Raw genomic sequence first — 25,190 nt, 5'->3', positions numbered from 1 at the left:
GAAGCTGTTGCAAAATTTGTAGCGAATGGTGGCCAGATTAAGCCGGCTGTAAATACCAATAAAGCTGAGTTTAATTACTGCAATGCAGATACTGTTTTGCAAAGTGCTGAGCGTCCTAATAGTCACCAGAATCACATTTTGCGCACACGTGCTGAAAAGCAAGGTTTAAAAAGCTATAAGCCAGTTGCCCCATGCAGATCGTGCGGTACTTCCGAGCGATCTGTGAAATCAAATATCTGTCTTGAATGTGACCGCCGCAGAGCGAGAGCCAAAACAGGTTTGAGTCTAAAAAATTTGGAAGCCATTGGGCATTACCTGCTTGGAAAAGGCGAATCAGTTGAGTTCACCAGTGGTGGTAAAAAGTACGTTTTGAAAGTTGAGGTGGTGTGATGGGATCTAAAAAATTGTGGTGTGTGGCTATTCGGCCTGAGGGTGATAGCCCATATAAACAAAGCCCTGCTGCATCAAAGGAAATTGCTGAACGTGCAGTTGCTCGATACAAATCCATGACTCTGGCTGAAGGCAATGAATTCATGATTGAGTCATTTGATGACTTTATCCAAGTTCAGCAATGGCATGGTACTCGCAAAGAACATGAGAACAAAATGTTCTATACGGAAGGCTGGTTTAAAGAGCCAATGTATCACTGCTCCTCACTCCCAGCGGCATGCAAAGTATTTAAATACGGTGAAATCGTCAAGTGCTACAAAAAAGGATCATCACCAATTATTACAGCAAATTTTGAAGAAGCTAAGCGCTTCTATGAGGTGGCGTGATGGATATTCAAGAAAAAGAATGGGGTTCTTTTGTGGAGCAACTAAAAACTAAAGGCGTTGTAAAAATTGGCCGAAATGCATTAGGTGTTATCACAAATCTTGTTCGTGAAGGTTCTTGCTCTCTCGGCTACAACGACATCGAGCTTATGTGGGAAACATGGCAAGCAGCCAAAGCCCAAGCGGTGCCGGAAGGGTTTGGTTTGTTTGATGGTGACACACTTACCTATTCAAGTGGGTACTCAATAAATTGTGGTTTTGATGATGAATTTGATTGTCATGTTTTTGATGTATCTAAAGATGGTTGTTATATAAAAACTGGAATGACTCAATTGGAGCAAGCACATTGCTTTGTATTGTCAATGATTAAGCTTGATGCCAAAGATTCCACGCTCGAAGCACAGGAGTCAGCCAATGACTAACACAGAACAAATGGTTGAACTTGCAAAGGATTTAACCGAAGCATTGGCACCTTATGTCATTAGTGGCATGGGTGCAAAGATGGAGCTTAATTCTGAAAGCATTGGTGTTATCTATCACAGTCTTGTTGGTTTCACGAGTCGTAATGAACAGCCGAGCGTAGATATGAAATTGCCTTTTGAGGTTTTGCAAAGTTTGCGGGAGGTGTCATGATGGGAGTTGCAATTGATTTGACAAATACTGAGCGCCGGATCTCAACTGGTGAATTCGCGCTTCGTATGAACATTTCAGAAAAAGAACTTTATGCTCGTATTAAGGATGGCCGTATTAAGTCACCATTAAAAGATGGCAGAAAAAACTACTGGCTGAACAGTTATGTTTTGGAGTGTATTGTGAATCCAGATAGTGATAATATTGGCTCACTAGATGCATGAAATAAGCATTAAAAACAGGTCGCATTTAGCGGCCTTTTTTTTACAATAAAAACAAATGTGAGTAATATTGTGAGTAATAAATCACTTAAAATAATAATTATAATTTAAAAACAAATACTTATATTAATAATGATGACTTGCGTCCATGGTAATCATGCTGGCTGAACGAATAATTTCATCTCCGATTCGGCAAATCTCATAGAGCGCTGCAATATAAGTTGCCTGCCCATCTTTACGCCTTATTCCCCAGCGCTGTGGTTTATTTTCAATATATTTTGACTCATAAAATTCACTCACCGGAATCATGCCAAATTTGCATTTTGAAGCAGCATTTAGAAATGTCGGTTTTTGTAGCAATGTTTCATTTCGAGCATTATATGTTTTTAAGGCAATACTTTTGTCTTCTGCCCATTTTGGTACCATGCCGAATCTAACCTTGCGCCACTCAAAACCCTGAGCTAACTTGAACAGCAAGGGCAACTCATAATTTGGATAGACTTCATCCGGATACTCAAATGGAATATCGGGAAGATTTAAATCATGGAGCTGCTCTAAAGTCAGCGGTTTAAAATTAGCGTACATAAAACCAGATATAAACTAATAATCACTCTATTATAGCTTTAATTACATAATTTCTACTGTGCTGTTCGGAAGCGTTAACCAATGTGTACGGCTAAACTCTTCCAATATCCACTGTCCATTAAAGCGTCCCAAGCCTGAATTTTTCTCTCCACCAAATGGTGCATTGGGTTGATCTGCCACGGTTATTGAATTGATATGCGTCATACCTGCATCAATCTGCATCGCAAAACGCGTTCCGCGTTCGAGATCAGCAGTACATACTGCACTGGATAATCCATAAGCTGTGTCATTGGCTAAACCTAAAGCATCGGCTTCATCTTGAGCCTTAATGATCGGTAAGACAGGACCAAAACTTTCTTCTTTGGCTAAACTGGAATCTGGATTTACATCAATAAAAATATGCGGTGGAATAATATTACCTTGAATCTCTCCGCGCACGATGAGTTTGGTACCTTCTCGCAGTGCCTGAGCGATAATCTGTTTTATCTTCTCGACTTGTGACACATTAATAATCGGCCCAATGATCGTATCTGCTAGATCAGGATCTCCATAAACAATATTTTTAGCCCGAATGACCAGTTTTTCCACAAAAGCATCATAAACTTTAGCATCGACAATCACCCGATTTGTACTCATGCAAATTTGTCCCTGATGCAAAAAACGTCCCATCACAGCCAGTTCCACTGCCAAGTCCAGATCAGCATCATCCAGTACTACCAAAGGTGCATTTCCACCTAATTCCAAGGCAAGCCGCTTGAGCTTATTCGAAGCCATAGCCAATTCACCAACGCGCTTCCCTACCGAGGTAGAACCTGTAAATGAAATCAGTTTAGGCACATCATGCTCAACAAAGTAATCCCCGATTTCACTGCCTAAACCTGCAACCACACTGAATACCCCTTGAGGGATACCTGCTTCTTCCAAAATTTTAGCAAGTAGCAGTCCTCCTGTAATAGGTGTATCACTTGCAGGCTTTAACACAACGCAATTTCCGATTGCAATGGCTGTAATCACAGAACGCATACTGAGATGAAAAGGAAAGTTCCAGGGACTAATCACTGCAATAACACCCAACGGTTTTTTTACTGCATAGCTTTTTCGGTCAGGATCGGTCGATTGTAATTCCTGGGTTGTCATTCTTTCAGGAAAGGTGCTGGCCTCTTGGATAATGCCCAATGCTGCATCTACTTCAATATTGGCTTTTAAACGTGTGCTGCCTGATTCTTGAATCAACCAGTGAATAATTTCTTCACGTCTATTTTTAACCACATCCAAAATCCGGAGGATGATACTTTTACACTCGGCTGGAGAAGATCGAGACCAGGTAACAAAACTACGCTCTGCAGCAAAATAAGCACTATCCACATCAACAAGGCTAGCAGCCTGCAATTTTAAAATAAGTTTTTGAGTATAAGGATTGATGTTATTAAGCGTATGGGTTGAAGTACCTTTCAGCCAGTGGCCTGCAATAAATTGCTGATCAGAAAATTGATAAGCTTCCATTCTTTTATCCATCGTTAGCGTCATGTATTGCTTTACTCTAGGATGTATTGGGCAAAAGTTCTAGCAAAATTACCAATTGTATCAATCCATAATGCAGAACTTTTTATGAAGCAAATCTAGAATAGAAGACAAGGAATTTATTTTCTGGATTGCTTCATATATACGCTATAAAACAATAAAGCGTATAGCTGGAAAAATTCTAAACATAAAAAAAGCCTCCGAAGAGGCTTTTTTCAATTTACAGGATTAGTCACCTGTATAACCTTTTAACTTCAAACGCGCTGCGTGAAGTAGTGGTTCAGTATAACCAGAAGGTTGTTCACCGCCTTTGAATACCAAGTCATAAGCAGCTTGGTAAGCATAACCATTGAATGCCGGAGCCATTGGTGTGTAAAGTGGATCGTTTGCATTTTGCTCATCAACCACTTTCGCCATACGCTGCATCACTTCTTCAACTTGCTCTTTGGTTACGATACCGTGACGTAACCAGTTCGCAACGTGTTGAGAAGAAATACGTAGTGTTGCACGGTCTTCCATCAAGCCAACATCGTTGATGTCTGGAACTTTAGAACAACCTACACCAAGGTCAACCCAACGAACTACATAACCCAAGATACCTTGAAGGTTATTTTCAAGTTCTTTGGTTTTTTCTTCAGCAGTCCAGTTAGTATCTGTTGCTAAAGGCGGCGTTAACAAGTCATCGAGAGACAATGCTTCAGTTTTCAACAACTCTTGTTGGCGAGCTGAAACGTTGCATTGATGATAATGGATCGCGTGGATCACAGCACCAGATGGAGATGGAACCCATGCACAGCTTGCACCAGCTTCTGGATGCTCAATCTTGGTTTTGTACATATCAAGCAACATATCTGGTTTTGGCCACATGCCTTTACCGATTTGCGCTTTACCACGTAAACCTGCTTGAAGACCGATCATTACGTTACGGTTTTCGTAAGCCGGGAACCAGATTTGTGACTTCACTTCGCCTTTACGAACGAATGGACCTGCTTCCATAAAGGTATGGATTTCATCACCAGTACGGTCCATGAAGCCCGTGTTAATAAAGATAGTACGGTCTTTCGCCTGAGCGATACAGTTTTTCAGGTTCACAGATGTACGACGTTCTTCATCCATGATACCGATTTTTAAAGTTTTCGCTGGTAAACCAAGCGCCTGTTCAGCACGTTCAAATAGCTCAACTGCAAATGCAACTTCTTCTGGACCATGCATTTTTGGCTTCACGATGTACATAGAACCTTTACGTGAGTTCTTGATCGTGTTCTCGCCTTTGATGTCTGCAAAAGTAAGTAGCGGAGTCACTAACGCATCCATGATGCCTTCATAGATTTCAGCGCCATCTACAAGGATCGCAGGGTTAGTCATCAAGTGACCCACGTTACGAAGAAGCATCAATGAACGACCGTGAAGAGTCGTTTCACCACCGATGAGGTTCTTGTGGGTACGGTCTTGGTTCAAGGTACGAGTAACAGTTTTACCGTTTTTCTCAATAGACTCTGAAAGTGTACCACGCATCAAGCCTAACCAGTTACGGTAGCCTTCAACTTTCTCTTCAGCATCAACTGCTGCGATTGAGTCTTCTAAATCTTGAATGGTGGTTACCGCAGCTTCCAATACAAGGTCTTTTACGCCAGCAGCGTCAGTTTGACCAATTGGGCTGGTTGCATCAATTTCGATAACAACGTGCAGACCATTGTTCAAAAGAACAATTTCAACTGGTGCAGCTTCGTCACCATTGAAACCAACAAATTGCGCTTCTTTTGCTAAGGTTGTTGTAGAACCATCTTTTAAGCTTACAACAAGTTTTTTACCTTCAACCGCATATTTGGTTGCATCAGCATGCGAACCATTTACGAGTGGGAAAGTTTCATTTAAGAAGTTCTTAGCAAATGCGATAACTTTTGCACCACGAACCGGGTTATAACCCTTGCCTTTTTCCGCGCCACCTTCTTCAGAGATCACGTCGAAACCGTAAAGAGCATCATATAAAGAGCCCCAACGTGCGTTTGCAGCGTTTAAGCAGTAACGTGCATTACGCACAGGTACTACCAATTGTGCACCAGCCAATAATGCGATTTCTTCATCTACATTTTCTGTGCTGATTTGGAAATCTTCTACTTCTGGTAATAAGTAGCCAATTTCTTTAAGGAAAGCTTTGTAAGCTTCGAGTTCAAATTTGTTGTTGCGGTGCCATTCATCAATTTTAGCTTGAATGTCGTCACGCTTAGCCAATAGTGCTTTGTTCTTTGGGCTAAGATCGACAACGACTTGTTCAAAGTTTTTCCAGTATGTTTCACTGTCCAAACCAGAACCTGGTAATGCTTCATTTTCGATGAAATCGTAAAGTTCTTTAGCAATCGCTAACTTGCCTTTTTGAATACGTGCAGTCATTGTCTTTCCTGATATTGCTACTTTTTATAACAAGAGATTCTAGTATACCGATTTATACTTAGCTGAATAGTATTATCACATTCCTAAATAACGATCATTTTCTAATAAATGAATGTACACATCACTCAATAAAATAAAGATCACAAATGCAACATTATTATTTGCCTGAATACCTTTTTATAGTTTATAAAGTTTTAAAAATGTCGAAATTAGACTTAAGTGCAGAATTTTGCTCTAAAACCACCCAAAAGCCGTATTTCTCATCGCTATCGAGCAAAGATTAAGCCACGAATAGAACGAAATGTCGATAAAACACTCAAACAATTTATGTAAAAAAAGCGCCTTTTTAGGCGCTTGATATTTAGCTAGCTTCTGAGGCTGAACCCTGGATTTGTCGATGTTCAGAATTCAGATATTCATCGGACTGCATTTCCAGTAAACGTGAACGCGTGCGTTCAATTTCGAAAGCAAGTTTCTCGCCTTGGTAAATATCAATAATGCTGTCTTCCGAAGTCAGCAATAGTTTGACTCCGCGATCATAAAATTCATCCACCAGATAAATAAAACGGCGTGTACCTTCCGACAAGTAATCGGTCAAATGCGGCACATTGCTGACCAGTACAGTATTGTAGATATTGGCAATTTCAATGAAGTCAGCCGGGCTACGCGGTTTCAGACACAGCTCAGAATATTCACACCACAACACATCTTCAGTATGACCAATGGTTTCTACAATACGATTATTGATGATAATCGGTTCTTGTGAATGGGTCTGGGTTTGCGTTAAAGCGGTAAAGCGCTGAGCAATCCAGAGTTTATGATCATGCGTTAATGGATGTTTAAACAATTGTGCCTGTTTGAGCACACGCAAACGATAATCCACGCCAGCATCAACATTGAGAACCACACAATGTTTTTTCACCATCTCAATGGTCGGTATAAAACGGTCACGATGGATTCCGTTTTTATATAAACCATCCGGTGCAATGTTTGAAGTCGCCACCAACGTAATGCCACGGGTAAACAGTTTCTGGAATAACTCACTCAGAATCATCGCATCCGTCACATTGGATACAAAGAATTCATCAAAACAGATCACCACAGCCTGCTGGTAAATCTGATCTGCAACCTGATCCAGCGGATTACGCTGTCCTGATAATTTATTCAGTTCACGATGTACATGCTGCATGAAATGATGAAAATGCATGCGCATTTTACGGCGAAATGGAATCGACTCAAAAAACTGGTCCATTAACCATGTTTTACCACGCCCTACACCACCCCACATGTATACGCCTCGTGGTGAAGTTTGACGGCGAAAGCGGCGAAAGGCTTTTTTTGAAGCTTTAAAACGCTGAATCAATTCTTGCCAAACGCGATCCAACTCATGTACAGCTTGCGCCTGTGCATCATCTGGCATGAACTGACCAGACGAGATAGCCTGTGCATAACGCTCCGCAGGTGACAAAGGGATAAAGGCTGTACTGTGCTTCGAATTTAAGTCTGACATATCATTAAATACTATTTTAGGCTATTGAAAGTATAGCGAAGGTTGAGATGAAATATATAACACTTTGGCATTAATTTACTTAGGCTATTTATTACGCTATTTAAAGTACTGACGTGGACTGTATCCAAACCAGCGTTTAAAGGCATGATTAAAAGCTGCGGGTTCCGAATAACCCAGTAATTCCGCAATCATTTCAATGGAATATTCTTTATATTCTATTAACCTTAATGCCTTGTCTTTAATCAGTTGTTCACGTATCTGTTTATAACTGCTTTGTACTTGTTGCAGTTGATGTCGCAATGTTCGCTCTGGAATTTGCAGAGCTTGTGCCGTTTCTGCCATGGTAGGCATTACCCCTTCTTGTAGCTCCAGATAATCTTGTACACGCTGCACCAAGGAGGGTACCGATTCATCCATATTTAAGCGTTCCAGCTCAGCGATACATTTGCTTTCATAGAGATTAAAAGTCATTTGATCTGCTGAAGGAATTTGCACATTCAGTACCGCATCATCAAACCAAAATTTTGCACACTCGGCACCAAACTGAAGTTCAGCACCATAATAATCCTGATAGATCTCTAGAGATTGCTGATCTTCAGGTTGTGCAAAGGGCAATTCAATATGCATTTGCGGAACAGCTAAACCCATCATCTGGTAAATATCTTGAATAAATTTATAGGTTCCAGAAATTTCACATTGTGCTCGCAACAATCCCAGATTACTGTTTAAATCTTGCGGCACATAGCATAAAGCCACCTGATGCCCTGCATATTTAATACTTAACTTCCCGGTTGAATGAGTGAGCGCCTGATAACGAATTCCCTGTTGTAAAGCTATACCCAAATTTTCACTGGTGACCAGTAACATCAACAAAGGACCATAACCTGCCAGCGCATAATACTGCCCAATAAGCAGGCCTTTTTCCGGCACAACATCTTGCCCAATCACTTTAAGCACATCCCATTCCAAGCTAGGATGAATGACTGAACTCGGATCCAATGCGTCTGCACGCAGTCCAATAGTTAAAAGCTTATGATCAACCGGCACTCCTGCTTTACGCATACCTTGAATTAAATACATCAAGCTGAGCACCGATCGTTTCATGGCATTGTCAAATAAAAATATCAGTTCAATTTTTACTATAAATTTTTACCCTTGCAAATTGCCGAAACTATCAATTTTTTTGTCATGACTATCATGTTGACTGCCTATCTATTCATTTAGGCTATATAAAAATGGACGCGATAAGGCAAATAAAAATGCGTAATACCAATCAAAATCATTCATTTCCCCAGCAGACCCAAGTTGCAATTATTGGTGCAGGTTTTGGTGGCCTGGCCATGGCCATACGCCTATTACAAAGCAATATTCACGATTTTTTGATTTTAGAAAAAGCATCTGAAGTAGGTGGAACCTGGCGTGAAAACCAATATCCAGGTGCAGCCTGTGATGTGCAATCGCATATGTATTCCCTCTCTTTTGCACCTAAAAGCGACTGGTCCAAACGTTATGCTGAAGCCTCTGAAATTTATGTCTATATACAAAGCTTAATGAGCAATTATGAATTAAATCCATATTGCCGCTTCAACTGCGAAGTCCTTGCTGCAGAATATAGCGCACAGCATTGCAACTGGAAACTGACATTAAATGACCAGCGCACCCTGATTGCGCAATTTGTCGTTTTTGCCTCAGGACCACTACATGTACCGCAAATTCCACACATCAAAGGCATTGAAAAGTTTCAGGGTAAAGTTTTCCATTCTTCGCAATGGGATCACCAATATGACTTAAGCAATAAAAATGTCGCATCGCTTGGGACTGGCGGTAGTGCCATTCAATATATTCCAGAAATCGCAGCCGAAGTTAAGCAGCTCTATGTATTGCAACGTACTGCAGCCTGGGTGATTCCACGAGATGAACGCAGTTATTTAAGTGTAGAAAAGAAGCTATTTGATAAATTTGACTGGTTTAGAAAGTTACACCGCTCACGTTTATACTGGTCAAATGAATCACGTGCCGTTCCGATTATTCAACCAACCGTGATGAAATACGCACAAAAACTGGCTGAGGCTTTTATCAAATTTCAGGTGAAAGATAAAAATCTCGCCCGCAAACTCACCCCAGACTATATTATGGGCTGCAAACGTATTTTGGTGTCCAATAAGTATTATCCTACTTTCAATCGCAAAAATGTCGAACTGGTGACCGAAGGTATTCAGGAATTAACAGCGAACAGCATCATCACAAAAGATGGCAAAGAGCGCAAAATTGATTGCTTAATTTATGGAACCGGTTTTATCACCGACCCTCGCATCTATCTCAAATCATTTAAATGCACCGGTGAACATGGGCAAGATTTACGAGAAGTTTGGCATAAGGGTGCAGAAAGTTATTATGGTATTTGTACCAAAGGTTTTCCTAATTTATTCCAGCTACTTGGCCCGAATACTATTCTGGCACACAATTCTGTGATCTTTATGATCGAATCTCAGGTCAATTATATCTTGCAAATGATTGAACTGGTCAAAAGCACCCATAGCAATGCTATTGTAGTAAAAGATCAAGTACAGGATCAGTTTAATCAATATGTACAAAAAATGCTTGATGGCACAGTCTGGCAATCTGGCTGTGTAAGCTGGTATCAACAAGATGGCGGCAAAAATTTTGCACTGTGGCCAACCTATACCTGGAAATACTGGCTCCAAACCAAAAAGCTCAATCCCGCAGATTATCGTCTGCTAAATAAAACAGCTAAAAATCAAGCAGCCTAAATATTTAATAGTCATAATAAGCAAGTATTTATTAGCTGCTTCATTATTTATGCAATCCTTTTGGTTGATTTTCCAATTACTTTTTTGTTTGGCACTCGGATTTGTTTTGGCTCGACGTTTACCGCAATGGTTAGAACGTCTTGCCTTCAAAATTCTGCCCTATTTTACCTATATCTTACTCATCGCCATTGCTATTGAATTTGCCCAGACATTGCACACGATTGCACAGCCTTGGCAAATTCTGAATCATGCTGCCCTTTTAGCCGTACTCACCAGCATCGGTGCATTTGTCTGCTGTTATATGTTATTCAAGCTCTTGGGCTATCAACCGAGTCACGGCAAAGTATCCATGAGTCTGGTCAGCAAATCCCTGATCAACATCAGTTATGCTTTCATTGCTCTGGCATTCGGTTATGTACTCTCTGAATCTGTAACCAACATGGGCTACAATTTGCATATAAGCACATGGAATTTATTGCTGGTGTTTATGTTCCTGATTGGCCTGGATCTCGCCTATTCACCCTTAGACCGATCTTGGTTGAATTGGAAAATTTTACTGGTGCCATTGGGATGTATAGTCGGCTCACTGCTGGGCGCATTCGTTACAGCTACACTCATTCAAGATATCAGTTTAAAAGATCTCATCATGCTATCCCAAGGTTATGGCTTTTATTCCATGACCGGCATTGTGGTCACTGAACTCAAAAATGCCCATCTTGGCAGTATTGCACTGATGAATGACTTATTCAGAGAAATTTTTGCGATCGTGTTTATGTATATTATTGGTTGGCGTTATCCACGTTCTGCAATTTCTTCAGCAGGTGCGACTGCTATGGATGTAACTTTACCCATGGTAAAACAGGCCTGTGGCAATGGCTTTATCCCTCATGCGATGGTCAGTGGCTTTATTCTTTCAGTACTTGCGCCAATTTTGGTGAGTGTGCTGGCGGCTATTTAAAAATTCACCCTCTCCCTTGCGGAGCAGTGCTCCTCATCTCCCCAAGAGAGAGAACATCCAAAAATATTTCTATAATAGAATCAAGCCCTGTCCCTCAGGGAGAGGATTTAGATGAGGGCAATAATATTTACAAATGATGTTTTTAAAAATTCAAATCAATTCCCTTCACTAAATCTCCCGCTACATCAATCACATCCAACGCAATTTCCGCCACATCAAACCCTGAGCTCCAATCCGTTGAACTTGCCTGATTTTGCTGCTCCTGTTGTTGCAACTGCTCAAGGTGCTCTACTTCTTTATTCAATTCAATATCTTGTGCTGCTTTATGTTCTGGTGCCGCCATTTCAAAGCCTTTATTTTTTGTTCTAACTCTCTCAATGTATAAAAAAAGCCTTTCAAATGAAAGGCTTTTTATCTTATTGGCTCACTTACAACGTTGCCAAAATATCTTTTAAAGTTTGATGAGGATTTTCCGATTTGGTAATTGGACGACCAATGACCAAATGCGTAGAGCCATCCAGCATCGCCTGTTTAGGCGTTACAATGCGTTTCTGATCATCCGCAGCTGAACCTGCCGGACGAATACCAGGAGTGACTAAAGCAAAGTCCTGTCCTAAAATTTCACGCAGCATTTTGGCTTCCTGAGCTGAACAAACTACCCCATCCAGACCACTTTCTTGAGTGAGTTTTGCAAGGCGTTTCACCTGTTCAAATGGTTCAATATCCAAACCAATATCTTTTAAATCTTCACGTCCCATTGACGTCAGCACAGTCACTGCAATCAGCTGAGTATTATAGTTACCCGCTTTTAAACGCTCTACACAAGTTTCCATCATCTTACGGCCACCAGATGCATGCACATTGACCATCCAGACGCCTAAGTCTGCTGCGGCACATACTGCTTGAGCTGTAGTATTTGGAATATCATGAAACTTCAAGTCCAAGAAAACTTCAAAACCCTTGTCATGCAATGCTTTCACCACACTTGGGCCTTCATGCGTAAATAACTCTTTACCAACTTTCACCCGACATAATGCAGGATCTAACTGCTCCGCAATAGTTAACACGTCATATTGGCTTTTAGCATCCAGTGCAACAATGATACTCAAGAGACTTACCTTCGCTCAGACAAAAAAGAAAGCTTATTATAAAAGGTATTCCAGACTTTAACAAAGCGATAAAATCATTAGTTAATTGAAGTTATTATTTTGAATTTTCCTTATATAAGTGACTTGTTAAAATAAAAAAACACCCTGAAGCATTGGCTTGAGGGTGTTTCAAAATTTACTCAGCTTTTAGGTTTAGGGTGATTAGCTAAAAGCCTAACATTATGACCAATATACAGTGCTACAAAGGATTAGACGAACGATCTTCCGAATGAACATCTAAAACTGTTTTTTCATGTCTGCTATGGGCTGCTGCCTCAGCCGCTGCCAGCTGTGCCGCCTGTATTTGTTCTTTTCGAAGATGCTCGATGTCTTTACGTAGTCGCTTAATTTCCCAATTATTTTGAAATACCCGGAAAATTTGTACCCCTAGCAACAGACCCAGTACCAGACCTAATGCCAAAGTTAATAACAGTAATAAACCTAAACGCATTGCAGGCACTTGCGTAAACAACAGGTCTACCGAAAGTTCAGTACCATTTTGTAGTACAAGAGCTAATGAATAGCCAAAAAGTACAATTAGTAAGGCGACTAAAACGTAACGCATAAACACCCCATAAATTTTTTATTACTGTGCAGATTCGTTTACTGCATCACGTAATGCTTTACCAGGTTTAAAATGTGGTACCGCTTTTGCAGCCACTTCAACAGATTTACCTGTTTTAGGATTACGCCCCACACGTGGATCACGGTGGTGCAAAGCGAAACTACCAAAACCACGAATTTCAATACGATTATCAGATGATAATGCGGCTATCATTTGATCAATCATAATCTTAACAGCTTCTTCAACCAAAGGCTCTGCCAAGTGTGGATTTTTTAGGGAAATTCGCTCTATTAAGTCAGACTTATTCAGTGCTTCCGTAGTCATCTGCGACCTCTTTAATTATCAAGCTACTTTGTAGATGAAACGATAATAACCTGTTTAAATACAAAACGGTAGCGTAATAAGTTAATACTACGCTACCGTTTACAGTATTTGTGTAAAAAGTATTAGTTAATTTACATTAACAATACATTTTAACGTCTACTTAGTTGCCCATTTGAGCTTTGATCAAATCACCAATAGTCTTAGGACCATTGTCTTGACCAGCTGCAGCTGTTTTCAAGTTAGCTACTGCTTCTTTCTCTTCAGCTTCGTCTTTCGCTTTGATAGACAAGTTGATAGAGCGAGATTTACGGTCTACATTGATGATTTTAGCTTCAACTTCTTGACCAACTTCAAGGAACTTAGTTGCATCTTCAACGCGGTCGCGGTTGATTTCAGATGCTTTAAGAGTCGCTTCAACTTCGTCAGCTAACTTAACAGTAGCGCCACGAGCATCAACTGCAGTTACAGTACCTTTAACAAGCGCACCGCGTTCGTTAGCAGCCAAGAAATCGTTGAACGGATCGCTGTTCATTTGTTTGATACCAAGGCTGATACGGTTGCCTTCAGCATCTACAGACAAGATAACTGCTTCAACAGTGTCACCTTTCTTGTAACGACGGATAGCTTCTTCGCCTTGTTCGTTCCAAGAGATGTCAGACAAGTGAACTAAACCATCGATACCGCCTGGTAAACCGATGAAGATACCGAAATCAGTGATTGATTTGATCGTACCTGAAACTTTTTCACCTTTGTCGTGGTCTTTAGCAAACTCTTCCCATGGGTTAGCACGAGTTTGTTTGATACCAAGAGAAATACGACGACGTTCTTCGTCCACTTCAAGAACCATAACATCAACTTCGTCACCGATCTGAACAACTTTAGATGGGTGGATGTTTTTGTTAGTGTGGTCCATTTCTGAAACGTGTACTAAACCTTCAACGCCTTCAGCGATTTCAGCGAAACAACCGTAGTCAGTAAGGTTAGTTACGCGAGCTTTAACGATAGAACCTTTAGGGTAACGGTTCATGATCGCTAACCATGGATCTTCGCCTAATTGTTTAAGGCCTAAAGATACGCGGTTACGTTCGCGGTCGAATTTAAGTACTTTAACAGTAACTTCTTGTCCAACTTCAACAACTTCTGAAGGGTGCTTGATACGTTTCCAAGCCATGTCAGTGATGTGAAGAAGACCGTCGATACCGCCAAGGTCAACGAATGCGCCGTAGTCAGTAAGGTTCTTGATAGTACCAGTAACTGTTTGACCTTCTTCAAGCTGAGCAAGAAGAGCTTCACGGTCAGCTGAAGATTCAGCTTCCATAACAGCACGACGAGATACAACAACGTTGTTACGTTTAGCATCAAGTTTGATTACTTTGAATTCTAACTCTTTGCCTTCAAGGTGAGTTGTGTCACGGATAGGACGAGTGTCTACCAATGAACCTGGCAAGAACGCACGAACTGGACCGATGTCAACAGTGAAACCGCCTTTAACTTTACCAGAGATAACACCAGTAACGATTTCGCCGTCTTCAAAGATTTTTTCAAGTTTAGTCCAAGTTTCAGCACGTTTAGCTTTTTCACGTGATAAAACTGTTTGACCCATACCGTTGTCAAGAGCTTCAACAACAACATCAACAGTATCGCCAACTTGAACTTCAAGTTCACGTTGGTCGTTTAAGAATTCAGCGCGGTCAACAATACCTTCTGATTTAAGGCCAGTGTCAACTGTTACCCAGTCAGAGTCGATGTTTACTACAACGCCTTGGATGACTGCACCCTTTTCAACGTTGAGGTTTAATTCGCTTTCTTCAAAGAGGGCTGCAAAAGATTCGGTCATGATATACCTGATAAAGTCAGCGGTCTTGGATCAGACAAGGCCGGTTTAATTAAGCTTCCACATAGTCCGTAATAAACTGATCAAGCTATGCTTTAGCTGAAAATTCTTTAATTGGCTAACTGCTGGTCAACAAAGGTGGTCATCAACTTGAATACCTCATCAATGCCCAATGTGGAACTATCGATAATGTAAGCATCTGCTGCTGGCTTGAGTGGTGCGACTGCGCGCTCCATATCACGTTTGTCTCGAGCTTGTATATTAGCTAAAATGTCGTTCATTTTAACATCTAGCCCCATAGCCTGCAACTGCTTTACTCGTCGCTCCGTTCGGGATTCAGCCGATGCAGTCAGATAAATCTTGGCTTGCGCTTCCGGGAAAATGGACGTTGCCATATCCCTGCCATCTGCAACCAGTCCCGGAGCTTGTGCAAATGCACGTTGACGTTCCAGTAGCGCTGTTCTAAGTTCAGGAATTGCTGCAACTTTTGAGGCAAACTCTCCCACTCGTTCTGTACGAATGGTTTGAGTAACGTCTTCACCATCAAGTTGGACCACCGTACCTGATTCAGTCGTAACAAATTTTATGTCTAAATTTGTTGCAATTTTTACGCACTGCTCCAGTTCGGAATCCAGGCAATCAAGTAAATCCTGTTGATGTAATGACAGCCCGAGCAGACGATATAGAGCACCTGAATCCAGCAAATGAAATTGATAATGTGCTGCCAGTTTAGCCGCAAGTGTGCCTTTTCCAGAACCACTCGGCCCATCTATGGTAATAATTTGAACTGTCATTAATTTTCCACTTTACCCTATACAGTTTTCGCTAATTTTGAAAAACCTAGTTTAATCGCAGATTTAAGCTGTGCAAGGATTAATTTACTGATAAATGGCGCACGCACCTGCAATTCAATGGTATAGGTCACCAAGGTTTTGTCAGCAGCCTTTGCTTCAAACTCGATAATGCCCAAATGGTGTTTCACCAAAGGGGTTTTCACAATCTGGTATTCGATACGCTGATTCGGCTCCAGCAAAGTAATTTGTTCCTGTAAAGGCTTGATAGGACCAAAACCCATACGACGCACAGAACCTACCCCATCTGGACGATCAGGATCAGTAGAGTCTTTAACTCGTTCAACTTGAATCGGTGCAAAGGCCACATTGTAGGTGGCATGCTTTGATAGCAAATCAAAAACCTGTTCGATGGGTACGTTAAATTCTTTTTTTACTTGAATGGAATTCATAACTTATCCTAATTTTTTATTGACAATACTCATTGTCATTATAGTTTACATGGTTTGAATTAAGGATTCTGATCATTTACAGATTTTTCTTGTAACTTCTGCAATCTTTTTTGCTCACGGCGCATCTTAAAAAAACTGCTGAGCTGATGGGAACACTGTTCTTGCATACAACCCGCTTCATAGTCAAAAAAATGATTGTAGTAGCCGGTTTCCAATAATCTACGCACGCTGATCAAGGAACCTGCTTTGGGTTCTGTTGCACCAAAAACCACTTTAGAGACCCGCGCATGAATTAATGCCCCGACACACATGGTACAAGGCTCCAAAGTGACATACAGAACCGAGTCGTCCGGCAAACGATAATTATTCAGATAAGCACAGGCTTGGCGCAATGCCTGAACTTCGGCATGGGCCGTCGGATCATTTAAAGAAATGGGTGCATTATATCCTGCACCAATAATCTGGTTTTGACTGACGATTACCGCACCCACAGGAATTTCTTGCTTTGATGCTGCGATAGCAGCCTGCTCATAAGCAAACTGCATCCAGTATTCATCAGTCAATTGTGTCGCATCAGTCATATTGTTAGCTGATTACACCGTAATGCTTTAATAAATCATTCCAGCTTTGAATATTGGTCACTGGTGGGCAATCAGATAAGATGGCCTTTAAAGAGAAATCACTGCCTTTTTTCCATTCCGGAGACAGGTCTTTATCGACCAGACGAGCACGCACACCTTCGACGAAATCTGGATGGCGAATCTTCCAATCGGATATTTGTGTTTCAAGCTCAAATACTTCATTCCAGGAATGAACGCGCTTACCCCACTGCCATAGCAGCCAGGTTAATGCGGCTGTAGTAGGCGAACCCTTTTGTAGATTTTCACTGGCTTGACGCAGCCAGTCACTGCGTGCATCACTCAGTCCGATAATAGATTCATAATCATGCTCAAAGTTTACCCCACGGCAAACACTGTGAATGACATCCAATGAATTTTGCAAAGGACCCGGACCGACTGGGCGGTGCATACTATTTAAAGTGTCATCAATGGCACGAAAATCCCCTGCCGGATAATGCCCCCAATCAATATTCAGTACTTTGTCCAGCACGTTATCACGCTGCGCATCACAAATATGAGTCGCCCAGCCAATCCCATAAGCGCCGGCAGAGGTCATAATAGAACCGGTCAAACCGGTAAACAGGCCAATGGCACCACGATCGGCCAAGAAGCGTGTCGCGCCAACATCGGGATACAAGCCGATATTGATTTCAGGCATAGCCAAACGTGAATATGGTGTTACCAAACGGAAAGGCGCAGCCATAAACAGACCCAGACCACCACCCATGACATAACCTTCACCCCAAACCAGTACCGGCTTAGCATAGTTATGCAACAATAAATCTAATGCATATTCTTGTTCAAAGAATTTATTTGCTGTTGCAACTTCATCATTAATGACCAACTGACGAAGTTTACGCACATCCCCGCCGGCACAGAAAGCCTTTGGTGTGGTTGAATCCAGCCAGATTGCTTTTACAGCATCATCATGGTGAAAACCTTGGAACACTTCTAAAAGTGCAGTAACGATAGATTCATCCAAGGCATGTAGAGATTTCGGCCGGTTCAGGCGAACAATGCGCCAGCCATTTTTTGCTTCCTCTACAATGAGATCAGGATGATAACTTTTTAATTCAGGAGATTGTGTCATGCGTCCAGCTGCCAATTGATCGGCTCAATGCCATTTTTTTTCAGATAATTATTTGCTTTTGAAAATACTTTACAACCAAAAAAACCACCACGATTTGCTGACAGAGGAGATGGATGTGCAGCTTTTAATACCAGATGTTTATTTTGATCAATACGTTGTCCTTTACGTTGCGCATAAGCTCCCCAAAGGATAAACACGATATGCTCACACTGCTCATTTAAAGCATCAATCACATGATCGGTAAAATCTTCCCATCCACGTTTTTGATGTGATGTCGGCTGTCCTGCTTCAACAGTCAACACCGCATTGAGCAATAACACGCCTTGTTCAGCCCAACGGGTTAAATCACCATGCTTGGGAACAGGAATCCCCAGGTCGGTATTTAACTCATGAAAGATATTACGTAAAGACGGCGGTAATGCAACCCCTCTTTGTACTGAAAAGCTTAATCCATGCGCCTGATTTGGACCATGATAAGGATCCTGACCAATAATCACGACCTTGACACGGTTAAAGGGAGTGGTATTTAAGGCATTAAAAATGAGTGAATTAGGTGGATATATAATTTTATCCGCACTTTTTTCAGTAACAAGAAACTGTTTTAAATCATCCATTTTGGCACTGAGCAAAAATTCGCTCAATGCACTTTTCCAACTCGCATCCAACTGGATTTTATCTAGTTTAGCTTGCTGTTGTTCCGTTAAAGACATACTTGTTTCCTAATTTTTTATCGACCAGACCCAATTTTTCGTCAGCTTCAAATTTGTACTTGAAGATCGACCGCTGGATTTTGGAATTTAATGCCTTGTTGTAATTTTTCATACATTTTAGGGTCTGCCCATTCCACTTGAACCTGTTCAGAGAACACAATCTGCTCAAGACTGAGCACGCCCATTTGCTCATTTTCAATATCTTCGATAAAGCTTTGCGCATAACCCGTATCGGTTTCATGTACAATTACCGAATAAACCTCTACATCACCTTCCCCATTTTGGGTAATGGTAGATGCGAGCACCTGTTGTGCCAGATAGAAAAAAATACGTGAAAACTGTTCTGCAGATGGCGAAACAGGTAAAGATACCCAACGTGCACTAAATTTTTTACAGGCATCAATATATTCAGCATCATCATGTTGCCAGAAGCAAATCGCATGATCAAAACTGTCAAAAATATCTTTGATTACGCCTTTTAATAATCCGAAATCATAGACCATTTGACCATGATCAAGCTTGGATGCTTTAAGCAACAATTCAACTTTATAGCTATGACCATGAATCGAACGCTTACAGCGATCCGATGTGCAGTTGCGCACAATATGAGCATTTTCAAACTTAAATAACTTACGAATTAACATGTGCCGTGATGCAATCAAAAATCTGTGAATTAAATTTGATTATAAAGCAAAAGTGAAAGTTATAAAGCAAAAGTGAAAGTTATAAAGCAAAAGTGAAATTCTGAACATTAATTTTACTGTTCAATAGCATTGGAGAAACACATGCAGTTGAATGGATGTGTTCTCATTTTTCATCATATCTCGGGATCTGATTAGAATGGAGCCATACTGCGAGATGCGATATACACCGACTTATCTTTTCGTACCAGATCACTACTGAACTGGCGTTTACGTCCGCTGAGCATTATCTCAATTTTGGCTTTAAAATACGCAGATTTCACATCTAACAGATTGTTTGCTTCACTTCTCACTTCGGCACTGACCTGACTAAAAGGTTCGATGCCCCATAACTCATTCACACTTGAAAAATGCTCCAACTTGGTTTGGCGCTGCTGTAAAACCTGCTGCACCGCTTTGACATCCAGCTTAGGGTCAAGGCTTGCCAGCAGTATTGCTGGTGCTGTATTGATATTCACCTTGGTATCTGAATCCTGAACCGCACTGACATAATGGACAATTTGCAGATATTTTTTTCCTTCAAAGCCGCGCACCATCTTCAGCTCTTCTACACTATGGAATTTATTGTTTGCCGGTAAATAACCTTGTGCTAGTCCTTGATAATAACTTGCCTCAGCACCCATCGAGCCAATGGTTTCATTATCCGCATCTTGCCAGTCAATCACTGCCTCACTTAACTTTTCAGGTAATCCCACACGTAGCAGCAGTTTTTCAAACCAGACTTGTGCCTGAGGATTCGGCGTACCATCCACATTTACCAAACTGTTTAAATTAAACTTTCCAGATTGGTCCTTTAAAGTTCCCGATATAAAGCCATCCTCTACAGGAAAACCCGGCATAGGCTTGGCCCAGTTTTCCTGTAAATGATCAATATCACCGGCATTTTCCGCATCATCGACCAAAAGCTCTGAAAAAAAGGCTTCCGCACTTTTGGCATATAGCAATGACTGGTTTTGGCGCATTAAATATGCCGTGTTTTCAGCTGTATTGGCCTGTCTTTTGGCAATGGTCGCAGCAAGGATGGTGGCTAATGCCACCATGACCAAAATCGTAATTAAGGCAACGCCCTGTTGCGGCTTCATGTTCAATTGAGTCAAACCTTATGATGTAGAATTATTTACATTGGTATTTGTATTGTTATTTGAAGTACCAGTTTGCTGTTTTAAATAATCGGTGTTTAATAAACTGAAAATCCACTCATAGGACACATCTTTGACCGTCAATTTAATTTTAATGCCCTTCGGCAAGATCTGTTTTTGTGTAACATCGTTTAAATCTACCTGCCCCTCTGGCCATGCATTGAGTTCATTCGGATTCAACACCACAATTTCAAACTGGTCAACATCATTTAACAGCACACTGGATTCAGGCTGATCCCGCCCTGTACTATTTAAATTGCGATATTTCAGTCGGTACAGTTTCTTTTCATCGGCACGATATTGATATTCCACGCGCTCATCTGGAGAAATACCTTGCTGTAAAGGATCAGTTACACCAGTTTTACTAAAATTAAAGCGACCATTTTGCAAAACCAAAGCAGGCTGAATATCGCCATTGATATTGGCATTCAGTGGCACAACCTGAACGGTGTCACGCAGAATCTGCTGGTAGGCTTCCTGCAGCTGACCCAAATTGATCTCATGTTCAGTATTACGGTCCTTGACTTTAATTAAATAATCAAAGACTTTCCAGCCCAACGCAGAAAGTACACTAAAGATGGCAATTGCCACCAAAAGTTCAACCAAAGTGAAACCTTTTTTATTTTTCGTAGTCTGCTTTTTCATGCTTTGGCCTTCGGGTTGAAGAAAACCAAATGCGTCACTCCTGATTCAACCTTGCCAGTTTCCACATTAAACAAACTGACCTGTACTTCTATGCGTTGTACATTCGGACTAATGGTCAATTGTGCAGATTTATCAACTTGCCAGGTTTCACCTTGCTGGGTGACCTGTTTGGATTGGGTTCCCTGCAACCATTCCTGATTGATTTCCATCACGGCGACTTCATTCAAGGCCACGAATTGCGCCTTGGTTCTTAAAATGGCATTGGATGTGGCCTGAGTGTATTGCATCGCCACTTTGGTAAAAGCAATTGCAGCAGTGGCAAAAATCGCCAAAGCAACCATGACTTCCAGTAGCGTAAAACCTGAGCAGCGATGAGTGAAACGCTGTTTCACCGCTGCGCAAGACAAAGAGCTATGCTCGGAGTATCTAGCTTGCATTGATTTTACCCAGATGATCAATCTCGATTTCTTCGCCAATCGGACGCTGCTGAAAATAAAATTGAATTCGTACCGGCTTAGTCTCACCATTACCCAGCCACAACAGCTGCGGTGCATTCGAATTCAATAAATCCTCATTATTGGCATTTTCATAAGCATGATCGAGTGAAGTGATGCTAAACGAAACATGCTCCGGTAAAGCCCTGGGAGCAAATTCCGCATATGGTTGCCATTTTTTATTTTCTTCAAGAATTTGAGGAGCTACGGTTTGAATGGAAGGAAGGACGTATTCAACGACCCCGTAACTGAACGGCGATACATCTGTCGCGCTGTGCACATCCAGGGCGAAAATGCGCGCCTGATCATTGGCTTCACGGTTAATCCTGCGTAAATCCATAATAAACACTTCCCGTGCCTGCATCGCTTTACGCTGATCTACCCCGTTAATATTGGTCAAAATTAAAGATGCCATGATGGCCATAATCACAATGACCACCATCAACTCGATTAAGGTAAAACCACGAATTGATAATGATCGGATTGGCTTCATGGCATACCTTTAAGCAAACTGTTCCGCAGAACTGAGCTGTTTTGGCATTGCCAGTGCCTGATCAATATACGCCACGCGCAATGTGTCACGTGAACCCAAATAACGCTGGTAAAAACTGGAATTCAGGATAGCCGCAGCACCATGCGTTAAGGCCCAGATCGATGCCAAATAATCGCGTGTCGACATGCTGCTTTGAATACTTTCCAGATAGCTTTCAGTCATACGGATAATAATCCGTAAACGCTGTTTTCTCACCTGATACAGTTCGCTAAATAGTAGATTGATCCCAATACCAGTCGTAGACAAACGTTCTTCAATTTGATGGAATAGTACCGTGCGCTCAGGATGATGCAAATGATGCAGCATAAAGAATGCCAGATGCTCGGGAAAAGCCTTCTCTGCATCCTTAATCATCTCGAGCAACATGTTCTCATTACGAATAATCAAAAGCATGTACAGCTCATCTTTACTCTGGAAATGCTTATATAGAGTTCCCTTCGCCAAATCGAGTTCTGCTGCCAACGCATCCAGTGTCATCCCTGATTCGCCATTTTCTAACAGCAACTGCTCTGCAACCTGAAAAATTAACGCTTCTCTTGCTCGAAACTGAGCCTGACGATCCATCTTCACTCTGTAATTCTCTTCTGCGCTTATATCAATTTAATTTATTTACTTTAAATTGAGGAAGTTTTCAAAGTTCTGCATTGTAATGAAAGCAATTTCCTCAACGGACTTATCATATACATCACTTAAGGCTTTGGCTACATAGGGAACGTATTTTGGTTCATTAGACTTTCCCCTGTAGGGTACTGGTGCCAGATAAGGACTGTCGGTTTCAATCAATACCCGATCTAGTGGAACCTGCTTGGCCACATCACGTAAATCCTGGGCATTTTTAAAAGAAACAATTCCGGAAAATGACACATAGTAACCACAATCCAGCACCGCTTTAGCAGTTTCCCAATCTTCGGTAAAACAATGCAAAATACCATGGGTGGATTTTTCAGCTCGAATGATATCCACGGTATCATGCTTGGCTGCACGGGTATGCACCACGACCGGTTTTCTCACCGCCTGTGAAGCATGAATATGACGGGCAAAACACTGTTTCTGTTCTGCAATAAAATCGGTGCTATGAAAATAATCCAGGCCGGTTTCACCAATCGCCCAAACTTTTTCAGGCTGTGCCAGTTCAATCAGATAATCCGTAGTTGCACGTGCCATGGTTTCGGGATCTTCACAGGGATGCACACCCACACTGTAACCTACATCAGCATGACGCGCTGCAATTTTAGCCAGCTCGATATGATCATCCAGATCAACCGAGATCGTCATGAATTTGGATACTCCCGCTTCACGCGCCTGAGCTAATGCCAGATCCAGATCACCATCATAAGGCGTTAAATCCAGCATGGTTAAATGGCAGTGAGTATCTACAAACACGGTGATATCCTAAATCGTTTAAACAGCTACATAGTGTAACTAGTTCGACCTTCAGACTTAATACCTGCAAGTATCTTTTCAGCCTCTGATTTGTAATAAACGCCTTTTTCTCCAGTCAATTGCATACCAAAACCTTGTAGTTTGATACCATTTTGCTTCTGGGAGATCCAGATGACCTTACCAGTTAAAGGAATTTTTTGTGATTGTTCAGGTAAAGTTGCCAGTACAAATACTTCCTCACCCAGCTTCACCGGCTGCTTGGTCGGAATAAATAATCCGCCACCGACTACATAAGGCATATAGCTGGAATACAAAGTTTCTTTGTCCGGGATATTGGCATGAATAATACCGCCCATACGTGGTTGCATTTTTATTCCCCTTAAAAATATTTAAATGTTCATTAGTTTTATACACAATTGATCAAGCACTAAATTGCTTTGTACATTTTGCTCAATATATTGTTTAGCTTGCTGCAAATCAGAATAAACCGCAAATAAAAATTCCAAAGTATAGTGTTCTGATAATCCGCTCAAATCAAGATCGGAATTTTTAACTTGCTGACTGAGCTTGACACAAATTAAATCTGACAACAAGTATTCAAACATTTGCGCAAAGTCACTAAAATTTAAAACTTTATTCCACTTGGTCGCAATCGCCATCGGCATATTTTTTTGCGTGACCAGTTTTTGCCAATCCGTTAAAAATTCTTGTCGCTTATTTAACCATTCCGTTTCAGCCAACTGCATCGCCTGTAATGGCATCTGATTAGATAAATTCATCAACAGTTGTTTTTGCATTTGATCTAAATTGGGTAAATGCTCGGTTAAATATGCATCTGCTTGCGAAGAAGAAATACGGTCCAGCGCAAAATGCTGCAAACGGCTGCGAATCGTGGCTGGAAGTTTTAAGTAATGATCGGCCAGTAAAATAATGACTACCCGATCACCCGGCTCTTCCAAGGTTTTGAGTAATGCATTGGCAGAAGCGATATTTAAAGCTTCTGCCGGTTCAATCACAATCACACGCCAGCCATCTACGGTTTGCTGCACAAAGGGCAATAAATCACGGATTTTCTCAATCTTGATTTTGGCATTCTGCTTTTTATTGTCTTCATCCGTGCTGATATGAACATAGTTGGGATGGGTATCAGACTTTAACCACAAACAACTGCCACATTCACCACAAGGTGCGTTTTTTTCATGACGATTATTACATAACACCCAAGCCAAAAAATATTGTGCAAAAGCTTCCTTGCCACAGCCTTTTTTACCATAAAAAAGTAGGCCATGACCCAGTTTTGGGAAACGTCCTGTCAAGGTCTCCCAAACCGTTTGCTGCCATGGGTAGACTTGTGCCGCAACATTATTTTGCATGGAGCCAT

30 protein-coding genes and 1 pseudogene are annotated in these 25,190 nt (G+C 41.3%); 7 read left to right on the top strand and 24 right to left on the bottom strand.

All coding sequences use genetic code 11. The features are described 5' to 3' along the window. The 5 genes from ACE01R_RS01345 to ACE01R_RS01325 all read left to right on the top strand — a co-directional run. Window positions 1-390 (top strand): hypothetical protein (locus tag ACE01R_RS01345; RefSeq protein ID WP_395544324.1); only part of this gene is annotated, 390 nt, incomplete at its 5' end. Beyond that, window positions 390-776 (top strand): hypothetical protein, encoded by a 387-nt coding sequence (locus tag ACE01R_RS01340; protein ID WP_395544323.1) that lies wholly within the window; start codon window positions 390-392, stop codon window positions 774-776. The genes ACE01R_RS01345 and ACE01R_RS01340, both read left to right, overlap by 1 nt. Further along, window positions 776-1,195, top strand: a complete 420-nt coding sequence (locus ACE01R_RS01335; protein WP_395544322.1) for a hypothetical protein — start codon at window positions 776-778, stop codon at window positions 1,193-1,195. Before ACE01R_RS01340 ends, ACE01R_RS01335 begins: the two co-directional genes overlap by 1 nt. Continuing rightward, complete coding sequence (locus ACE01R_RS01330) at window positions 1,188-1,406, top strand: hypothetical protein (RefSeq protein WP_395544321.1); 219 nt, start codon at window positions 1,188-1,190, stop codon at window positions 1,404-1,406. The genes ACE01R_RS01335 and ACE01R_RS01330 overlap by 8 nt, the downstream gene beginning before the upstream one ends. After that, window positions 1,406-1,627 (top strand): hypothetical protein, encoded by a 222-nt coding sequence (locus ACE01R_RS01325; RefSeq protein ID WP_395544347.1) that lies wholly within the window; start codon window positions 1,406-1,408, stop codon window positions 1,625-1,627. The genes ACE01R_RS01330 and ACE01R_RS01325 overlap by 1 nt, the downstream gene beginning before the upstream one ends. Before the next feature lie 129 nt (window positions 1,628-1,756). On the opposite strand, the pseudogene ACE01R_RS01320 reads toward ACE01R_RS01325, so the two are convergent. The 5 genes and pseudogenes from ACE01R_RS01320 to ACE01R_RS01300 all read right to left on the bottom strand — a co-directional run. Beyond that, window positions 1,757-2,209, bottom strand: a pseudogene (locus ACE01R_RS01320) (SOS response-associated peptidase family protein); the annotation flags it as partial. A gap of 42 nt (window positions 2,210-2,251) precedes the next feature. Further along, complete coding sequence (locus tag ACE01R_RS01315; RefSeq protein ID WP_395544320.1) at window positions 2,252-3,712, bottom strand: aldehyde dehydrogenase family protein; 1,461 nt, start codon at window positions 3,710-3,712, stop codon at window positions 2,252-2,254. Window positions 3,713-3,958: 246 nt separating this feature from the next. After that, entirely contained in the window at window positions 3,959-6,121 is a 2,163-nt protein-coding gene (locus ACE01R_RS01310) for a malate synthase G (RefSeq protein ID WP_395544319.1), read from the bottom strand. 361 nt (window positions 6,122-6,482) lie between these two features. Then, complete coding sequence (gene zapE / locus ACE01R_RS01305; RefSeq protein ID WP_395544318.1) at window positions 6,483-7,631, bottom strand: cell division protein ZapE; 1,149 nt, start codon at window positions 7,629-7,631, stop codon at window positions 6,483-6,485. Between the two features lie 96 nt (window positions 7,632-7,727). Then, window positions 7,728-8,735 carry an AraC family transcriptional regulator ligand-binding domain-containing protein gene (locus ACE01R_RS01300; RefSeq protein WP_395544317.1) on the bottom strand — a complete coding sequence of 336 codons (1,008 nt, stop codon included), beginning with the start codon at window positions 8,733-8,735 and terminating at the stop codon, window positions 7,728-7,730. Between the two features lie 155 nt (window positions 8,736-8,890). Here ACE01R_RS01300 and ACE01R_RS01295 point away from each other — a divergent pair, with 155 nt between their 5' ends. Next, window positions 8,891-10,402 carry a flavin-containing monooxygenase gene (locus ACE01R_RS01295; protein ID WP_395544316.1) on the top strand — a complete coding sequence of 504 codons (1,512 nt, stop codon included), beginning with the start codon at window positions 8,891-8,893 and terminating at the stop codon, window positions 10,400-10,402. 49 nt (window positions 10,403-10,451) lie between these two features. After that, complete coding sequence (locus tag ACE01R_RS01290; protein WP_395544315.1) at window positions 10,452-11,360, top strand: lysine exporter LysO family protein; 909 nt, start codon at window positions 10,452-10,454, stop codon at window positions 11,358-11,360. A 142-nt stretch (window positions 11,361-11,502) separates the two neighbouring features. Here ACE01R_RS01290 and ACE01R_RS01285 read toward each other — a convergent pair whose 3' ends face one another. The 19 genes from ACE01R_RS01285 to ACE01R_RS01195 form a co-directional block, all read right to left on the bottom strand. Continuing rightward, complete coding sequence (locus ACE01R_RS01285; protein ID WP_395544314.1) at window positions 11,503-11,703, bottom strand: hypothetical protein; 201 nt, start codon at window positions 11,701-11,703, stop codon at window positions 11,503-11,505. 85 nt (window positions 11,704-11,788) lie between these two features. Then, window positions 11,789-12,469 carry an orotidine-5'-phosphate decarboxylase gene (gene pyrF / locus ACE01R_RS01280; protein ID WP_395544313.1) on the bottom strand — a complete coding sequence of 227 codons (681 nt, stop codon included), beginning with the start codon at window positions 12,467-12,469 and terminating at the stop codon, window positions 11,789-11,791. A 238-nt stretch (window positions 12,470-12,707) separates the two neighbouring features. Further along, window positions 12,708-13,073: a lipopolysaccharide assembly protein LapA domain-containing protein gene (locus ACE01R_RS01275; RefSeq protein ID WP_395544312.1), complete on the bottom strand. Its 366-nt coding sequence runs from the start codon at window positions 13,071-13,073 to the stop codon at window positions 12,708-12,710. Between the two features lie 21 nt (window positions 13,074-13,094). Continuing rightward, window positions 13,095-13,397, bottom strand: coding sequence for an integration host factor subunit beta (locus tag ACE01R_RS01270; protein WP_067726064.1), 303 nt, complete (start codon window positions 13,395-13,397; stop codon window positions 13,095-13,097). A 160-nt stretch (window positions 13,398-13,557) separates the two neighbouring features. Further along, window positions 13,558-15,234: a 30S ribosomal protein S1 gene (gene rpsA, locus ACE01R_RS01265; protein WP_086195468.1), complete on the bottom strand. Its 1,677-nt coding sequence runs from the start codon at window positions 15,232-15,234 to the stop codon at window positions 13,558-13,560. Between the two features lie 107 nt (window positions 15,235-15,341). Next, complete coding sequence (gene cmk, locus ACE01R_RS01260; RefSeq protein ID WP_395544311.1) at window positions 15,342-16,025, bottom strand: (d)CMP kinase; 684 nt, start codon at window positions 16,023-16,025, stop codon at window positions 15,342-15,344. A 17-nt stretch (window positions 16,026-16,042) separates the two neighbouring features. Continuing rightward, window positions 16,043-16,474 (bottom strand): SRPBCC family protein, encoded by a 432-nt coding sequence (locus ACE01R_RS01255; RefSeq protein ID WP_395544310.1) that lies wholly within the window; start codon window positions 16,472-16,474, stop codon window positions 16,043-16,045. A gap of 59 nt (window positions 16,475-16,533) precedes the next feature. After that, the gene (gene tadA / locus ACE01R_RS01250; protein WP_395544309.1) at window positions 16,534-17,055 is read right to left on the bottom strand and encodes a tRNA adenosine(34) deaminase TadA; all 522 of its coding nucleotides are present in this window, start codon (window positions 17,053-17,055) and stop codon (window positions 16,534-16,536) included. 4 nt (window positions 17,056-17,059) lie between these two features. Next, window positions 17,060-18,184 (bottom strand): enoyl-CoA hydratase/isomerase family protein, encoded by a 1,125-nt coding sequence (locus ACE01R_RS01245; protein WP_395544308.1) that lies wholly within the window; start codon window positions 18,182-18,184, stop codon window positions 17,060-17,062. Next, entirely contained in the window at window positions 18,181-18,894 is a 714-nt protein-coding gene (ung, locus tag ACE01R_RS01240; RefSeq protein ID WP_395544307.1) for a uracil-DNA glycosylase, read from the bottom strand. The genes ACE01R_RS01245 and ung overlap by 4 nt, the downstream gene beginning before the upstream one ends. 47 nt (window positions 18,895-18,941) lie before the next feature. Next, window positions 18,942-19,538, bottom strand: a complete 597-nt coding sequence (locus ACE01R_RS01235; RefSeq protein WP_395544306.1) for a 6-pyruvoyl trahydropterin synthase family protein — start codon at window positions 19,536-19,538, stop codon at window positions 18,942-18,944. A gap of 191 nt (window positions 19,539-19,729) precedes the next feature. Then, the gene (gene gspK / locus ACE01R_RS01230; RefSeq protein WP_395544305.1) at window positions 19,730-20,677 is read right to left on the bottom strand and encodes a type II secretion system minor pseudopilin GspK; all 948 of its coding nucleotides are present in this window, start codon (window positions 20,675-20,677) and stop codon (window positions 19,730-19,732) included. Between the two features lie 18 nt (window positions 20,678-20,695). After that, a complete protein-coding gene (gene gspJ / locus ACE01R_RS01225; protein ID WP_395544304.1) occupies window positions 20,696-21,379 on the bottom strand; it encodes a type II secretion system minor pseudopilin GspJ in 684 nt (227 codons plus the stop codon). Continuing rightward, on the bottom strand, window positions 21,376-21,816 hold the full coding sequence (gene gspI, locus ACE01R_RS01220; RefSeq protein WP_395544303.1) for a type II secretion system minor pseudopilin GspI: 441 nt from the start codon (window positions 21,814-21,816) through the stop codon (window positions 21,376-21,378). Before gspI ends, gspJ begins: the two co-directional genes overlap by 4 nt. Next, window positions 21,806-22,366, bottom strand: coding sequence for a type II secretion system protein (locus tag ACE01R_RS01215; RefSeq protein WP_395544302.1), 561 nt, complete (start codon window positions 22,364-22,366; stop codon window positions 21,806-21,808). Before ACE01R_RS01215 ends, gspI begins: the two co-directional genes overlap by 11 nt. Window positions 22,367-22,375: 9 nt before the next feature. Beyond that, a complete protein-coding gene (locus tag ACE01R_RS01210; RefSeq protein ID WP_395544301.1) occupies window positions 22,376-22,990 on the bottom strand; it encodes a TetR/AcrR family transcriptional regulator in 615 nt (204 codons plus the stop codon). A gap of 45 nt (window positions 22,991-23,035) precedes the next feature. Next, complete coding sequence (locus ACE01R_RS01205; RefSeq protein WP_395544300.1) at window positions 23,036-23,809, bottom strand: TatD family hydrolase; 774 nt, start codon at window positions 23,807-23,809, stop codon at window positions 23,036-23,038. 26 nt (window positions 23,810-23,835) lie between these two features. Next, complete coding sequence (locus tag ACE01R_RS01200) at window positions 23,836-24,177, bottom strand: PilZ domain-containing protein (RefSeq protein WP_395544299.1); 342 nt, start codon at window positions 24,175-24,177, stop codon at window positions 23,836-23,838. Window positions 24,178-24,198: 21 nt separating this feature from the next. Next, on the bottom strand, window positions 24,199-25,182 hold the full coding sequence (locus ACE01R_RS01195; RefSeq protein WP_395544298.1) for a DNA polymerase III subunit delta': 984 nt from the start codon (window positions 25,180-25,182) through the stop codon (window positions 24,199-24,201). Window positions 25,183-25,190 lie beyond the last annotated feature (8 nt).

Origin of the sequence: Acinetobacter sp. BSP-28, assembly GCF_044130285.1 — a bacterium.
In the GTDB taxonomy this organism is placed as follows: Bacteria; Pseudomonadota; Gammaproteobacteria; order Pseudomonadales; family Moraxellaceae; genus Acinetobacter.
Note: the sequence above shows the minus strand (reverse complement) of the source record. Positions and strands in the feature narration are given on the sequence as shown.